General features: G+C 52.5%; 11 protein-coding genes. 5 read left to right on the forward strand and 6 right to left on the reverse strand.

The window, feature by feature from the left end; translation table 11 throughout:
• Positions 1 to 48: 48 nt before the first annotated feature.
• Positions 49 to 3,306, reverse strand: a complete 3,258-nt coding sequence (locus B4N58_RS12825) for a PAS domain S-box protein (protein WP_291750032.1) — start codon at positions 3,304 to 3,306, stop codon at positions 49 to 51.
• 215 nt (positions 3,307 to 3,521) lie between these two features.
• Positions 3,522 to 4,424: a LysR family transcriptional regulator gene (locus B4N58_RS12830; RefSeq protein WP_291750035.1), complete on the reverse strand. Its 903-nt coding sequence runs from the start codon at positions 4,422 to 4,424 to the stop codon at positions 3,522 to 3,524.
• 103 nt (positions 4,425 to 4,527) lie between these two features.
• Here B4N58_RS12830 and B4N58_RS12835 point away from each other — a divergent pair, with 103 nt between their 5' ends.
• Positions 4,528 to 5,196 (forward strand): haloacid dehalogenase type II, encoded by a 669-nt coding sequence (locus tag B4N58_RS12835; protein WP_291750039.1) that lies wholly within the window; start codon positions 4,528 to 4,530, stop codon positions 5,194 to 5,196.
• A gap of 101 nt (positions 5,197 to 5,297) precedes the next feature.
• Positions 5,298 to 7,166, forward strand: coding sequence for a hypothetical protein (locus B4N58_RS12840; protein WP_291750042.1), 1,869 nt, complete (start codon positions 5,298 to 5,300; stop codon positions 7,164 to 7,166).
• A gap of 56 nt (positions 7,167 to 7,222) precedes the next feature.
• Here B4N58_RS12840 and B4N58_RS12845 read toward each other — a convergent pair whose 3' ends face one another.
• Positions 7,223 to 7,432, reverse strand: a complete 210-nt coding sequence (locus B4N58_RS12845; RefSeq protein ID WP_008251850.1) for a cold-shock protein — start codon at positions 7,430 to 7,432, stop codon at positions 7,223 to 7,225.
• A gap of 254 nt (positions 7,433 to 7,686) precedes the next feature.
• On the opposite strand from B4N58_RS12845, the gene B4N58_RS12850 reads away from it, so the two are divergent.
• Positions 7,687 to 8,487 carry a GNAT family N-acetyltransferase gene (locus B4N58_RS12850; protein ID WP_291750045.1) on the forward strand — a complete coding sequence of 267 codons (801 nt, stop codon included), beginning with the start codon at positions 7,687 to 7,689 and terminating at the stop codon, positions 8,485 to 8,487.
• A gap of 25 nt (positions 8,488 to 8,512) precedes the next feature.
• Here B4N58_RS12850 and ppx read toward each other — a convergent pair whose 3' ends face one another.
• Entirely contained in the window at positions 8,513 to 10,012 is a 1,500-nt protein-coding gene (ppx, locus tag B4N58_RS12855) for an exopolyphosphatase (protein WP_291750046.1), read from the reverse strand.
• Between the two features lie 144 nt (positions 10,013 to 10,156).
• On the opposite strand from ppx, the gene ppk1 reads away from it, so the two are divergent.
• Positions 10,157 to 12,298, forward strand: a complete 2,142-nt coding sequence (ppk1, locus tag B4N58_RS12860; protein WP_291750049.1) for a polyphosphate kinase 1 — start codon at positions 10,157 to 10,159, stop codon at positions 12,296 to 12,298.
• 6 nt (positions 12,299 to 12,304) lie between these two features.
• Here ppk1 and B4N58_RS12865 read toward each other — a convergent pair whose 3' ends face one another.
• Positions 12,305 to 14,599, reverse strand: coding sequence for a RelA/SpoT family protein (locus tag B4N58_RS12865; RefSeq protein ID WP_008251859.1), 2,295 nt, complete (start codon positions 14,597 to 14,599; stop codon positions 12,305 to 12,307).
• 30 nt (positions 14,600 to 14,629) lie between these two features.
• Positions 14,630 to 15,490: an alpha/beta fold hydrolase gene (locus B4N58_RS12870; protein ID WP_008251867.1), complete on the reverse strand. Its 861-nt coding sequence runs from the start codon at positions 15,488 to 15,490 to the stop codon at positions 14,630 to 14,632.
• Between the two features lie 87 nt (positions 15,491 to 15,577).
• Between B4N58_RS12870 and B4N58_RS12875 the strand changes: the two genes are divergently transcribed.
• The gene (locus B4N58_RS12875; RefSeq protein ID WP_008251869.1) at positions 15,578 to 16,345 is read left to right on the forward strand and encodes a 3-hydroxybutyrate dehydrogenase; all 768 of its coding nucleotides are present in this window, start codon (positions 15,578 to 15,580) and stop codon (positions 16,343 to 16,345) included.
• Positions 16,346 to 16,427: the final 82 nt, after the last annotated feature.

Consider the following 16,427-nt stretch of genomic DNA (forward strand, 5'->3'; position numbering starts at 1 on the left):
ACGCACCTACTTCATAGACCTGGACTTGCCCCTGAAGTTGCGATCGACTTATGGATTTCTGATTGATTGGGCGGATTGCTGCCCTTGAATGTCCAGAAGTATCCGTATCAGGGTCTCTTTCTTGAATGGCTTGATGACATGCTCACACATGCCTGCATTCAGAATGTCCATGCGGTCCTGTTCGCTGGCCGACGCAGTCACAGCTACAATCGGCGGCGCAGCATTGCCCAGTTCTTCAAGAATTCTGGCGGTGGCTTCATAGCCGTCCATTTCGGGCATTTGCAGGTCCATCAACACCATGTCGTAACGCTCGGTGACACAGGCCTGCACGGCTTCCTTGCCATTTTCTGCAAGGTGCACCTGCGCACCCCATTTTTTCAGCATTTCCGAGGCCACCATGCGGTTCAGTTTGTGGTCATCCACCACCAGCACGCGCTTGTTCAACATGGGCGGAATGGCAGGCCCGGTGTCCGCAGGGGCTGGCTGGGTTTGCAATTTCAGTGCTTGTTGGTCTTCAGCCCGAATCTGGAACTCGGGTTCAACGCAATTCACCGTGAAATGGAAGGTTGTACCCAAACCTGGCGTACTTTCCACCCAAATTTGACCGCCCATCAGTTCAACCAGATTTTTACAGATCGACAGGCCCAGACCAGCACCGCCATAGCGTCGCGACGAGCTGTCGTCGACTTGGCTGAAAGGCTGGAAGAGGGCGGCGCACTGTTCCTCGTTCATGCCAATACCGGTGTCCTTCACACTGAACTGCAATTGCTTGCCATCGGCCACACTTTGTACCTGCAAATGAATGCGTCCCTTTTCGGTGAATTTCAGCGCATTCGAGAGCAGATTGTTCAAAATTTGTGCCAAGCGAAGTCGGTCACCTTTCAGGCTGACCGGGCAATTTGCGTCTTTGGAGCAATACAACTGAATGGCTTTTTCTTCAGCTCGGTAAGCAAATAAATCAGTAGCCTTGCTCAATACCTGATCAAGCAGAAAACGGCTGTGGCTCAGTTCAAGCTTGTTGGCTTCAACCCTTGAAATATCCAGAATGTCATTCAGCACGTTGAGCAATACATCGGCGGCAGAGCCAATTTTGCTGAGATAGTCACGTTGCCTGGCCTGCAGGTCTGTGTCTTCCAGCAGTTGCAGCAAGCCCATGATCGCATTCATCGGTGTGCGAATTTCATGACTCATATTGGCCAGAAATGCGCCTTTGGCTTTGCTGGCGGCCTCGGCCTGTTGGGTGCGATCGGTCAACACATGGTTGATACGTTCAAGCTCGCGTTGTTGCGCCTTGAAGTCGGTGATGTTGGTAGAAATCGAGAAGAAGCCCTCAACCTTGCCGTACAGCACGTCCGGAATCAGGTGCACCAACATGTCGGCATAGCCACCAGACGGCAGTGGTTTTCTGCGCTCAAAGCGCTGCTTTTCGCCTTTCAGTACACCCAGCACATAGTGGTGGTCGTGAATGAACAGTTCTTCACCCAACACCTTGCGCATGTGTTGCCCGCGCATTTTGTCTGCGGGAATGTTCGACCATTTTTCATGGTTGCGGTTGGCAAAATGACAGCGCAGGTCAGTACTCCAGTAAGACACCAATCCCGGCAAACATTCCGACAAGGTTCGCAGAAAATGTTCTCTTTCAATCAATGTGGCTTCATTGCGTTTGCGCTCTGAAATGTCCTGGATTTGTGAAATAAAGTAGATCACCCGCCCTTTGTCATTGCGCACAGCCGACACCGAAAGATGAACCCACACCACATGCCCATCTTTGTGTATGTAGCGTTTTTCAAGTTGATAATTGTGGCGGCGCCCTTTGAGTACATCGCGCACCAAATGGGTGTGTTGCATGGTGTCTTGCGGGTGCGTAATCGCATCAAAACTAAAGCCCAGCAGCTCCTCTTCGCTGTATCCCAAAATTTCTGAGAGTGCTTTGTTGACCTGTAAAAACTGACCTTTGAAGTCCAGCATCGCCATACCAATTGCGGCCCATTCAAAGGACGAGCGGAAGCGGGCCTCAGCCTCGCGCAGGGCATCTTCAAATTGGCGCTGCACGGTCACATCCACATTCACCCCAATCATTCTGAACGGGATACCTTTGGTGTTTCTGTGGGTTTTTGCGCGGGCCTGAATGTGGCGAATGCGCCCGTCGCTCGCCCGGCGAATGTTGAAGTTGAATTGAAAGGTATCCTGGTTTTTCGAGGCCTCTAGCAGCACAGTACCCAGTTTGTTGACGTCCTCGGGCACCACGTAACTCAACCACTCTTTGTACGACACCAATTCTTGCTCATCCTTGACGCCGTAAATTTTCCGCATGGCGCTGTCCCAGCGAATGAATTTGTCCTGGATGTTGTATTCCCAAACCCCAATACCCGCACTCTCGGTCGCCAGTTGGAAACGTTCGTCATTGAATTGCTGGTCAGCCTTTGCTTTTTCTTTCGCCAACACCTGTTGGGCCTGGTAAGTCATGCTGGCTTTCACCATCAGCACCGCCAGAATACAAAATGCCAGGTAACCCAGAAAAAGGCTGATGGTTTGCTCTCGCCATTGTGCCTTCATGGTGGCGGCATCGGCCCAGGTGATCAGGTACAGAGGAATGGGGGTGTTTAACTGGTCGGAATTGGCCAGCGACAGGCTTGCGAAATAATGGTCTTTGAACAAACCGTGTTCAATTAAATTGCTCGGGGCTTGGGTGTGATCTGTTTGTGTGCGAAACGATTCGAAGTAGGGTAGCTGCTTGCCTAAAATTTTACTGATCTCGGGTTGCACAAGCAGCACTGTGCCGTCTTTAAAGGCAATGCCACTGCGCATGTGGTCGCCCAGTTGAAGCGAAGCCACCTTGCGTTCCAGATACCGGGCATTGAGCCGGCCCTGAATAACACCGAGCATTTCACCCTGCGTGTCTTTGATCTGGTAGTTGATCACCAGTACCAATTGGCCGTTGGTATTGAAAGAGTTTGAAAAAGAAACGAGCCTATCGTTGTGCAAAAGTCTTGCATTGGGTGTGAACGTGGCTTGAGTGTTGGTCAAGTCACGGTCCACTCCGGTTTGCCCCACGATGTTGCCGACCGAATCTCGGGCCACGATGTTATCCATGGAGGGCAGCGCACTTTTCAGCAATTCAAGGCGCTTGTGAATGTAGTTGCCGTTGTTGATGTCAATGTTGTCTGCCAGCTGCAGGGTGGCTTCATCAAATGACCGAACAATTGCACTGAACTCGTCGTGCAAAATATCGTGAAGCAATCGAAGCTGGGTTCGTGTGTTTTGTTCAGCCGAGTCATTGATGCGACGCAGGTCAGCAGCGGCCATTGCAAGCAATGCAAGGCCGAGCACGCAGAGCATCGCTCCGGCGAGAATCCATTGATATCGGATTTTGCTAGTAGTCACCTGATACGACCTGTGGCAAGTGGAAAAAATTAAGCTGATTGTTCGGGGCATATCACCCCACAGCTATTTTGTTACAGCCGCCTGCGCATCAATTGGTGGATTAAAGGGGCCTTTCCGCAGTTTATTCCCCTCAAGTTTCAGGTGTTCCAGTAAGACTCAATGCTGTAGCGGTGCTTGAGAAAATCGATCCACAAGCGTACGCGCAAGGGCAAGTGCTTCCTTTGGGGGAATACCGCATAAATTGCATTGGGTGGTGCAATAAAATCATCCAGCACAGTCACAAGGCTGCCACTGCGCAAATATTGTTGTACTTCCCAACGGCTGCGCCAGGCCAGGCCAGCATTGTTCAATGCCCAATCGAGAATGGATGAGCCGTCGTTACATGCCAGGCTGCCACTTACCCGGATTGGGGTGGCTTCACCGTTTATGGTGAACAGCCAGCCACTTGGTGCGCCCGAGCTTACCAAATTCAAACAGTTGTGTTTGGCCAGTTCCAGTGGGTGTTGCGGGCTGCCGTGCCGTTGAAGGTAGGTGGGGGTGGCGACCACCAGTCGCTGATTGTCGGCCAGTTTCACACCCACCAGGCTGGAGTCTGGCAGCACGCCAATTCTTACGGCACAGTCCATGTTTTCGTTGAGCAAATCAACAACGCGATCGGACAAATCCAGTGATACCGTCACCTCCGGGTGTTCACGCACAAAATCATGCACCAAGGGGGCCACATGCTGCCTACCAAACCCGCCGGGGGCAGACACTCGCAGGTGGCCACTGGCTTTGATGCCACCCAGGCTTACGCTGGCCTCAGCGTTGGATAGATCATTCAATATTCGCTGGCAATCCTCGAGGAACGCCGAGCCTTCATAGGTCAGGTTCAAGGTTCGGGTTGTGCGCAGCAAAAGCTTCACCCCGAGTCGCTCTTCCAGTGCATCCAGCCGCCTGCTGATTACGGCCGGTGCTACACCTTCTTCTCTGGCTGCGGCCGAAAGGCTGCCCTTGGTGGCCACTGCGGCAAAGGTGGTGATTTGTTTAAAGTGATCCATGCTTTTGCTTAAAAGGTAAAAATGTCTTCAATTAATTGAAAGAGTACGGTGGTTTTATTCAATAAACTAGAGATTACTTAATTTGTATGCCGAGGTATAAGGAATGGCGACTCCCAAATTGGTACTTTTCGATGCGTATGGCACCTTATTTGATGTGTATTCCGTCTCAAGCACTGCTGAGCAAATCTTTCCTGGGCAAGGCGCTACACTTTCAGTGCTTTGGCGTGACAAACAGATTGAATACACACGCCTGCGTGCCATGGCGGGTCGATACAAGCCTTTTTGGGATATCACCATTGATGCTTTGCGCTACGCCTGCGAAGCGCTAAAACTTGACTTGACTGAGGAACGGCAGCGCAGGTTGCTGAATGTGTACTCAAGCCTGGCTGCTTATCCCGAAAACAGGGCGGTGTTGCAGGCGCTGAAGAACCGGGGCATCAAAACTGCAATCCTGTCCAACGGCAATACCGAAATGCTGAACGTGGCTGTGCGTGGGGCGAACTTTCAGGACTTGCTCGATGCCGTGTTGTCGGTCGATTCACTGCAAACCTTCAAAATTCACAGCTCCGTCTATCAAATGGGCTTGAATCATTTTGGTGTTACTGCCGCTGAAACCTTGTTCGTATCCAGCAATTGCTGGGATGCCTGCGGTGCCACCTGGTTTGGTTTGCCAACCCTGTGGGTAAACCGTGCTGGTTTGCCTCTTGAAAGACTGGATGTTAAACCCATGGCCATGGGTCAGAATTTGAATGATGTTTTATCCCTCGTATGAGGGAGTGATTGTCCTGATTTTTGCCAGCTGTTTCGATTCGTGTCACCGTAATAAAAAAACGCTGTCAGTCCTTGTCTTGAATTCAAGAAAAGGAAGTAGTAATGGCTGGCCCCCCACCCTTGGTCTCAACCGGTTTAAGCGCTGTTGCGCCTGCTGAATTACGGTACTCACCCGATAAAGACGATTTCTCCTTGCAAAACTGCCGGGCCCACGTCATTCGGAAAGCCAACTACAAATCGCCGGGCAATGGGCAACTGGTGTGCAAGGGTCGACAATCCAGGCTCCGGGCTTGGGTTGAAGGCAACAACGCGGATGCCCGCTATCATCGAGCTGCCTATGAAAGTAGCCAGCGAATTTCTTCAGCAATTGTCTCGCAGCGGTACAAAAGTGAGCTCGAAGGCAAGCCAGTGGATATCTCCGGTAGCGAGTTGATCAAAGCGCGTTTTTATCGACAAGACAATTTGCGGTTTAACCCGCAGTTGAGCCATCCCAGGTTTGGTTTGTCCAAGCAGGATCAACATGCAGTCAAACTCTCCCGTTGGGCCCACTACGCCAACGGTGTCACCGAGTTGGGCGCAGCACCCACCGGGTTGTTGCTCAAAGTCAGCAAAATATGGTTCACGCCAAAGCACGATGACAAAGCATTCACAAGCCAATTGCGTGTTCTGGCTGCCTTGCCTGTGGTTGCCGGCGTAGTGGCATTGTTCTCCCGTGGGGTGTTTGGCGAGGGTTTGGGCAGGGCGTTCAACAATGTGAAACAAGCCTTACAAACCGATTTACGGGCGCTGGCCTGCAGCTTCAGCGCCATATCCGCAGTGTCTGCTTTGGTTTCGCTGGCTCTCGGGGCTAGCAGTTGCATGACAGGCTCCAAGTTGCGCTTGAGCAGTGCGGTCACAGGCCTTATACAGTTCAACAAAGACAAGCATTTGCACCGCATTTATGTGTTGTTGAACGATGTGAAAGACAAACCCGATGCAGTCTCCTTGCTCGCAAGGGCTTTGTGTCAAAAAATTGGCCGTCACTATTGCATGGCAGAAGGGGTTCCAATTCTTCTCAATCGTTTGTTAGGCAATGTTCATGCTGGCCCAAGCGAAATAGAAATCAAGCAAGCCATTGAAAGGACGATCGGGTCTTACCTCACGGAGTTCAGCCCCACCGGCAGCACGAAGGGACGCTTTCTGGATCCCAGGGCTGACAAGGCTGAATTATTGGCCCGCGAGAATCACCTTCTTGCTTTGACCAATCTGGTTGAGCATTCTGCCGTGCATGCAGATCCGCACGAGAACTATATGGATATGCGCCACCACATTGAAAATGGAGCGGAAGGTTTGCGACAGAGTGTTTTGGAGGGCTCGGGCAGTTTACTGAGTGTGCTCGGTTTCGCCCGCAGGGAGAAAAAGGATATGCCCGCCGGGCAAAAGCAAACGGCGACAAGTTTGCGCTACGGTGCGGAGAACATGTTGAACCAGGCCCATCAATATGGGCCCGTGACCCGAGGTTTGGCGAAGTGCTCAGAGGGCTTGCGGGTATTTAATCATGGGGTCCTGTTGTCTTTGAACTATCAGCTAACCCGCCCAATCGCAAAGTTGGCGGGGTATATCACCGAGATGGCGTTAAAAAGGCCCAATTCCCGGGTAACAAGCTTCAGCATTGGTAGGGCCGTTGCCAGTTCTATTTGGGCGGCCGTGGACGCATTTCTGATTTTGTCGCTCGCTTCTGGCAACGGCATTGCCTTTGGCGGGCCCGAGGCTGCGACCAAGGTCAAATTTCCGCTGAACATACCATTTGGGTCGATCAGCCTGGGAATTTCCATCATCAGCACCGCGGCGCAAATGCTTCTGGTGGCCATACCGGCTGCAATTTTGATGGGGGCAGCGAAGGTTGCATGCTCTATTGAAGGGTGGAATGGGAATGTGGCGCGACCACTGGAATTGACCGGCAGCCGCCGAAGGCCTTTGGCCTGGGCTTGAAACAACAGGCGTAAAAAAAGCCGCCCTAGGGCGGCTTCTTCACGTAGACGCGAGTATTACAGCGCTGTTACGTTTTCAGCTTGTGGGCCTTTCTGACCTTGAGTCACAGTGAAAGACACTTTCTGGCCTTCAGCCAAGGTTTTGAAGCCGTTGCCCTGAATGGCGCTGAAGTGTACGAACACGTCAGGACCGTTTTCACGGGAAATGAAGCCAAAGCCTTTGGATTCGTTGAAAAATTTAACTTGACCGGTTACGGTATCAGACATAGCAATATCCTGGATTTCTGAATTGAACAAAATAGCTAAAAAACTGGGTGAAATTCGAGAAACAGAACTATTGCTTAAGCGGTTTGCCTGAATTGAACTGACCTGAAGTAGCGCCAAATTTTTTTTGCTGAAGCCAGTTTAGGCTTTTCCTGAGGCTTGTCAAGCAACATTTTCAGTTCAGTCACCTTTTCTTCATATTTCTTTTATAGCTTTGTCACATGCAGTCCGTACATTTCGTGTCATCGAAATGACAAATGGACCCTTGGATGGAAGCGATCAAGCACGATGTTACCAAGCAAAATGCCTTGAGAAATGCCTTGTACCTCAGCACTCCCGCGCGTGCGCAGGCCCCTTCACTGGAGGTTTGCCTGGCAAAAACGGCCGCTGAGGTACTGGAGGCCCAAAAATTACGTTTCAATATTTTTTCTGAAGAATATGGTGCAGATCTGGGTAGTAACGGGATTGATCATGATGTGTTTGATGCCTACTGTGATCACCTTCTTGTAAGAAACAGTCAAACCGGCGAAGTCGTGGGTACCTACCGCATTCTCGCGCCAGAAAACGCAGCGCGCCTGAAATGCTGGTACTCGGAAACCGAGTTTTTCATGAACCGCATTGAACGGCTTCGCAAAACAACGGTGGAAGTAGGCCGGTCTTGCGTACACCCCGATTACCGCAACGGTGCAGCCATCATGTTGCTGTGGAGTGGCATTGCGCAATATATGAAACTTGGGGGCTACAAGCACCTGATCGGTTGCGCCAGCGTAAGCCTGCGGGATGGTGGCCACCAAGCGGCCAGCCTGTTCAAGCAGTTAGAGCCGCACTTGGCTGAAGCAAGCTGCCAGGTTTTTCCCAAGAACCGTCTGCCGGTCGAGCGCCTGCGTTGCGATGTGGAAATTGAGCCGCCACCTTTGGTGAAAGGCTATTTGCGGCTTGGTGCCGTGGTGTGTGGAGAACCTGCATGGGACCCCGATTTCAACACCGCTGACTTCATGATGCTGTTGTCAATTGACCGCATGAGCCCGCGCTACGCAAGGCACTTTGGCTTTATCTAATCCACACCTTTGTGCAGGGCCCGGCTCAACGCCGGGTCTGTAGCTCCAGCTCAAGCCCTATTCTTTGCCACTGCTCAACCTCAGTTTCAAGGCTGTACTGCGTCAGTGGGTGGGTTATAAGCCAGTTTTTGGGCACACTGAGTTGAATGCCTTGTTCAAGCAATTTCACCTTGAGTTCTGGCAAAGCTTCCACTTCCCTTCGGCGTAAAAACAACGCAGCCAAGCGTAAGCACATAGGCGCCGCCCATTGAACTGCAGTGTTGGCAATGTCGCTGACCTTGCCCAGTTTTCCGTTGTGCGCCAATACCCAGGTTGAAAGCAGTTGTTGTTCCCGCTTCGAGAACCCGGGCATGTCGGCATTGCTGAGAATGTATGCCGCATGTTTGTGATGGCCATTGTGACCAATCGACAAGCCTATTTCGTGCAACATGGCTGCCCAATGCAACATGGGTAGCTGTTCTTTTAACTCGGGCAATTGCTTCATCAGTTGTTTGAACAATAACTCAGCCAGTACTTTGACTTTGCCAGCATGTTTGCTGTCAATTTTGTAACGGTGCAGAAACTGGGCTACCGTAATTTCGCGCATGTCTTCGTTGTGCTGACGGCCTAGCATGTCGTAGAGCAAACCTTGGCGCAGTGCGCCATCGGTCACGTCCATGTGCTCAATTTCAAGCTCTTCAAATACGGCACTCATCACCGCAAGACCACCTGGCATCATGGGCAGGCGGTCTACTTTCAATCCATCCAGCGTAATGTTGTCAAGGTGCCCAGCGGCAGTGACGTGTTCGCGGATGAGTCGTAATCCCTCGGCAGACATACCATGTTGGGTGAAGCCATTGGAAACGCAAATTTCGGCCAGGGCCCTCGCCGTGCCTGAGGAGCCGATGGCATGGGTCCAGCCCATGTCCAGCATTTGGCGGCGCAGCACAGCCACTTCCTTGCGAGCTGCCATGACCGCGTTTTTCATGGCACGGGGGCTGATGCTGCCGTCAGCAAAGTATTGTTGGGCTGTGCTCACACAGCCAATGTACAAACTCTCCATGGCTTCGGGTTCGTAGTCTTCACCAATGATGAATTCTGTAGAGCCGCCACCAATGTCGACCACCAGGCGTTTGCCCTGACCAATGGGCAACTGGTGGGCCACGCCGCAGTACACGAGGCGGGCTTCTTCTACGCCTGAAATAACATCAATCGGGAAGCCCAGCGCTGCTTCAGCTTTGGTGATGAATTCCACAGCGTTGCGAGCAACGCGCACCGCGTTGGTGGCCACAGCACGCACTTCACCGGGTTTAAAAGAGCGCAGGCGTTCGCCAAAACGGCTCAGTGCATCCAAGGCGCGCTCTTGGGAGGCATCGTCAAGGTGTTTCTGGGCGTTTAGGCCTGCACCCAAACGAACGGGTTCGCGCAGGGTGTCGATGATGTAAATTTGAGATTGACCGTTGAGTTCTTCTACCCGGGCAACAATCATGCGAAAGCTGCTTGAACCCATGTCTACGGCGGCAATCAACTGACGTTGCTTGGACATTGTTTGTTCTGTGTTTCAGGTCAGGCGCTAGGATGCCACAAATGCAGCACACTGGCTTTGTTTGTAGCCATTTGACCACTTTCAAATGTTTGTCACAATTTTGAAATACCATCAAGGGTAACGCATCCACACTTGGAGTATTGCTTGAAAGTAGCCGCTGTCTCTGACGTAGCACCCAACAAAGAATTGTTTCTAAACCGCGAGTTGGGCGTTTTGGCCTTCAACTGCCGGGTTTTGGCCATGGCAGAAGACCAAAGCGTGCCATTGCTGGAACGTTTGAAGTATCTGTGTATCGTGTCTAGCAATATGGACGAATTTTTTGAAATTCGGGTGTCAGGGTTGCAGGAGCAAATCCGGCAGAACCCGGAATTCAAAGACAAAGACGGCTTGAGCGCCCTGGAAACCTTGCACAAGGTGTCAGTGGCCTCGCAAGAAATTGTGGAGCAGCAATACCGTTTGCTCAATGAATCGGTGTTGCCTGCCATGCGGGATGAGGGCATCGCCCTGATGACCCTGGCCACATGGAATGAAGAGCAGGCGCATTGGGCGCGTCAGTATTTCAGGCACGAAGTATTGCCGGTATTAACCCCCATTGGGTTGGACCCGGCGCACCCGTTTCCACGCGTGTTGAACAAGTCGCTGAACTTTGCTGTTGAATTGACTGGCCATGACGCTTTTGGGCGTGCATCGAATGTGGCGATTGTGCAGGCACCAAGAGCGCTGCCACGGCTTATACGAATGCCTTCTAATTTGTCGGGCTACGAGCATGGCTTTGTGATGCTGACGTCCATATTGCAGGCCTTCATTCCAGAATTGTTCCCAGGCATGGAAGTGCATGGCGTGTATCAGTTTCGTGTTACCCGCAACAGCGACCTGTATGTGGATGAAGAAGAAATTACCAACTTGCGCGTGGCTTTGCAGGGTGAATTGTCGCAACGACACTTCGGGGATGCGGTGCGCCTTGAGGTAAGCGATCAAACCTCGCCCGACATGACCGCCCGTTTGTTGAAAGAGTTTGGGCTGCCTGAACAGGCGTTGTACCGTGTCAATGGCCCAGTGAATCTGGTTCGTCTGATGCAGTTGCCCGACTGGGTGGATCGCCCTGACTTGAAGTTTGCGCCGTTCGCCCCGGGTCGTCCCGATGCGCTGGTGAAACAGCCCGACATTTTCAAGGCCATTCAGAAGGGGGATGTGCTGCTGCACCACCCCTACCAAAGTTTCAGCCCAGTGCTGGAGTTTATTAAGAAGGCGGCGACCGATCCCGATGTAGTTGCGATCAAGCAAACCATTTACCGCACGGGTACCGAATCGGTGCTGATGGACAGTCTGTTGGCGGCGGCGCGAAGCGGTAAGGAAGTGACAGTGGTGCTGGAATTAATGGCCCGTTTTGATGAAGAGGCCAATATCAACTGGGCCTCGAAACTGGAGCGGGTAGGCGCACACGTTGTATACGGCGTGGTTGGCCAAAAAACCCATGCAAAAATGCTGATGGTGGTTCGCCGTGAAAAAACCGAAACAGGCAAGGTGGTTTTGCGCCGCTATGTGCACTTGGGTACAGGAAATTACCACCCAAAAACCGCACGCCTGTACACCGACTTCGGTCTTTTTTCTTGCGATGAATCGCTGGGCCATGACGTGCATGAAGTGTTTAATCACCTGACGGGACTGGGCCGCGCTCGCAAACTGAACAAAATATGGAACTCACCGTTCAATCTGCACAGCAACGTAGTGATCGCAGTGCGCAAGGAAGCTGAATTGGCCAAGGCCGGGAAGAAGTGCAGGATCATGGCGCGCATGAATGCCCTGCTGGAGCCACACCTGATCAACGAGCTGTATGCAGCTTCGCAGGCTGGAGTAAAGATTGACCTGATTGTTAGGGGTGTGTGTGCATTGCGCCCGGGCGTTCCGGGCTTGAGCGACAACATCACCGTGAGGTCGGTGGTAGGCCGCTTGCTCGAGCACAGCCGGGTGTTCTATTTCAGCAACGATGGTGAGGAGGAGGTGTACATTTCCAGCGCAGACTGGATGGACAGAAATTTCTTCCGGCGTGTTGAGCTGGCTGTACCCGTTACGGACAAAAAACTGAAGAAGCGGGTAATTGACGAAGGTTTAAAAGCGTTGCTTGCAGACAATATTCTGGCGTGGGTGATGGATTCTCAGGGCAATTACACCCGTAAGAAACCCACCGGGGCTCGCCGCATGAATTCGCAAAACTATTTGTTGAGCACTTTGGCGGCCAGTTTCACTGATCACAGCGAACCGAGCAACCCAGCAACACCGGTTTGATCGGTTTTAACGCCGCCGTACCTCAAACACACCGTTGATTTCCAGCAGGTGAGTGAGCGCCCCTCTCAATTGCTCACCACTGCTGACTTCGGCGGTGAATTGCATTTTGGCAACCCCGCGTTGGGTTTCCGTCTGTACGCCAATCACGTTGATTTTGTCTTTTGAAAACACCTCGGTGATGTCGCGCAGCAAACCCTGCCTGTCGTTTGCGGTCACTGCAATGTCCACGGGATAGTGCAATCCCGAAGATTCTCCCCAGGTTGTTTCGATCAAGCGTTCGGGCTGCCGGCGCATTACTTCAGCCAAATTGGAACAGCCTAGCCGGTGAATGGATACGCCTTTGCCGCGGGTGACAAAACCAATGATGGGGTCGGGTGGTGCAGGGCGACAGCACCGTGCCAGATTGGTCATCAGTGTGCTGACACCCACCACCAGTACGCCTGATTCTTTGCCAGCCGTTTGGCCGGACGATCCTGGTTTGCGTTTGTTGAGTATTTCAACCTGTTCTTCATCAGACAGGGGGCCTGTGGGTTGCAGGTCGGCGCGCAATGCGTTTTCAATGGCGCGCGGCCGTATTTCCTCTCGGGCCAAGGCCACATACAAATCATCGGGTTTTTCATACCCCAACTTCTGGGCTAGCAGTTCCAGGTTTTGTGCGGTTTGCCCAATCCGTTGCAGTTCGCGCTCGGCAATCGCACGGCCGCGTTCAAGCGTTTCTTTGCGTTCTTGCTGTGCAAACCACTGCTTTACCTTTTGACGAGCGCGGTGGCTGATCAGGTACTTTTGCGTGGGGTTTAGCCAGTCGCGCGAGGGGCCTGTGGCAGCATCGCCCCGAGCACTCACAATTTCAACCGTTTGGCCATTGTCCAAGGGTGTATTCAGTTGCACCATTTGCCCGTTTACCTTGGCGCCACGGCACCGGTGACCCAGCTCGGTATGCACGTGGTAAGCGAAATCAAGTGGGGTGCTGCCCGTAGGCAATTCAACCACTTTGGCCTGCGGCGTGAACACGTAGACCCGGTCGTTCAGCGCGCTGGTTTTCATTTCTTGCGCCCAGTCGCTGGCTTCACCCATGGTGTCGGTGACGTCTTTTTGCCAGGCCAATAGCTGGCGCAACAGGGCAATGCGCTCTTCAAACTGGCCTTCAGCGCGGCTCTCGCCGGTGTAGCCGTCTTTACCCGATTCTTTGTAGCGCCAGTGCGCCGCCACACCATATTCAGCAAACTGGTGCATGGCTTCCGTGCGAATTTGCACTTCCAGCGTTTTGCCCGTTTCGTCCTGCACCACGGTGTGCAGGCTTTGGTAGCCATTCGGTTTGGGTTTGCTGATGTAGTCGTCGAATTCTTCGGAAATGGGGGTCCACAAATTGTGGACAATGCCCAATGCGGTGTAGCAGTCGTCGACTGTGTCTACAATCACACGGCATGCGCGCACGTCGTACAGCTTGTCGAAGCTGATGCCCTTGCCGCGCATCTTGTTCCAGATGCTGTAAATGTGTTTTGGGCGTCCGCTGATTTCGCAATGAATACCCGCCAGCAACAGATTCTCTTTGATGCTGGCCATGGCCGATTCAATAAAAGCTTCACGTTCGACGCGCTTTTCATCGAGCATTTTGGCCACGTTCTTGTACGTGTTGGGTTGCAAAATGCGAAAAGACAAATCCTCGAGTTCCCACTTCAGTTGCCACAAACCCAAGCGGTTGGCCAAGGGGGCATACAGATCAAGGGTTTCTTGCGCGTGCGATACGGCATAAGGCCACAAGGAGCCTTTCTCGTTCTTGATGTCCTCGTGGCTGGTAAAGTGCCGCAAGGTTTGCAGGCGAGAGCACAAACGAATCATGATGACTCGAATGTCGGTGGACATGGCCAGCAACATTTTGCGCAGGGTTTCAATTTGGTCTGCCCACCGCAGGGTTTCAATGGTGGTACGAGTGGCGCTTGGCCCTACCATGGAACGCATTTTGAAAAGCTTGCGCAGGCTGGCCAGCATGCGGCCTACCTCATCACCAAACTTTTTCTCCATTTGGCTTTCAAGGTGCTTGTCAAAAAACACCAGTGGCCCCAGGGCACCTGCGATGCGGGTGTTGGCATCGGCGCGCAACTCCGCCAACAGGTCTGCCACGGCCAACATATGTTGAATGGCGGGCTCTTGCGTATCCAGAATGTGGTCTGCCGCGTGCAGCCGCGCATAGTTCAGGGCTTCTTCAACACGGGCGGCATCAAATTTGTTTAACAACACCAGGGCAGGCGCAGAAGCGCCGCCTTTTTTCTCAGAGCCCAGTGTTGATGAAACTGAAACCATGTGTGTTTGGGTGGATTCGTTAAGATCAGTTTAAAACAAAAAATCGCGAACAATATTAATTTGCTCGTTCTGCATGAAAGTAGGGGCATGGCCAACGCCGTGCACCTCGATAACGCGTGGCCTGGGGCCACGTTGACTCATTTCCGCCACTGTTTGTTTTGATAGAAGGTCGGAGTGTTCTCCGCGCACGACCAGTGTGTCGGCTTGGATGGCGTCAAATGCCGCCCAAAGCGCGGTTTCATGCAGCAAGGTGGTGGATTCTGACAGGTTTTGAAACGCTTGGCCGATGGCCGGGTCGTAGTGTAGATGCCAATGTCCGTTTTTTTCAATCAGCACCGAGTCGCACAATTCGTTCCATTGGGGTTCTGTATGAGGACCAAAAGGTTGGGATATCGTACGAATGTAGTGTCGCGCTTCTTGAAGCGTTTGAAATTGAACGGGTTTGCCGACATAGTCGCCAATCCGTTGCAACGCGCCAAAGTTCAGGCTTGGGCCCACATCGTTCAGTATCAGTTTTCGAATTGGATTGTTGGGCAGGCTTGCGTAACCCATGCCGATCAACCCCCCCATGGAAGTGCCAAACCAATCCAGTGTGCCTGCGTTCAAGCGGGCGACCAAGGCCACGCAGGCACTTACGTAGGTGGGTACACCATACAGCGTAGGGTCGGGCAGCCAATCCGATCTTCCGCGGCCAGGCATGTCGGCTGCAACTACGCGCAGGTTTTTTCCAAGAGCTTGGGCCATGGTTTCAAAGTCGGCACTGCTGCGGGTCAGTCCATGCACACACAACAACACATGTGGGTTGTCGGGGTCGCCCCATTCGCGGTAGGCTAATTTGTGCAAACCATGTGGGCTCAACCATTGCACAGTGTGCAAGCGCGCTGTCAGCATTGTTCAATACCCTCCTTGTCATTGTTGTTGTCTTCAGTATTTCAGAGTTTATTCATTAGAAGAGGTTCATCCGTGGATTTTAAGAACATGAATGCATTGGTCACCGGCTCAACCAGTGGTATCGGTTTGGGTATTGCCCAACGGTTGGCTGCCAAGGGTGTGAATGTGATGCTCAATGGCTTTGGTACGCCCGAGCAAATTGAATCAGCCAAACAAAGCATTGCTGCCCACGGTGTGAAAGTGGGTTACCACGGCGCTGATTTAAGCAAAGTGGCCGAAGTAGAAGACCTGGTCAAGAGCACTGAGCAGTTGTTTGGCCAAGTGGATGTATTGGTGAACAACGCCGGTATTCAGCATGTGTCTCCCGTGGAAAGTTTTGATCCTGCCAAGTGGGATGCCGTCATCGCGATTAATTTGAGTGCTGCATTTCACACCACTCGTTTGGTACTGCCCGGCATGCAAGCACGCAATTGGGGGCGTATTGTGAACATTGCGTCTGCGCATGGTTTGGTGGCCTCGGCCAACAAGTCGGCGTATGTAGCGGCCAAACACGGGATTGTCGGGTTGACCAAGGTAGTTGCTTTGGAAAATGCAAAGACAGGCGTTACCTGTAACGCGGTTTGCCCTGGCTGGGTGCTTACACCCTTGGTGCAGGCGCAGGTTGATGCACGTGCGGTGCGGGAAGGCGTCTCTGTTGAAGAGGCGAAAGTGGGATTGCTGAGTGAAAAACAACCTTCGCAAGAGTTTGTGACACCTGAACAGTTAGGCGGCTTGGTGGTGTTTTTATGTTCCGACGATGCGCAGGAAGTGCGGGGCGCGGCGTGGAATATGGACGGCGGATGGGTGGCGCAGTAAACGCTGCGTTTTTTGCTAACTCGGCACGGGTTGCCTGTCTCGCACAGAAAACCGCTGAATCCCTTGTTGAATTGATTCTTGC

The sequence above is a fragment of the Limnobacter sp. UBA3528 genome, from assembly GCF_002377005.1.
GTDB lineage: Bacteria > Pseudomonadota > Gammaproteobacteria > Burkholderiales > Burkholderiaceae_B > Limnobacter.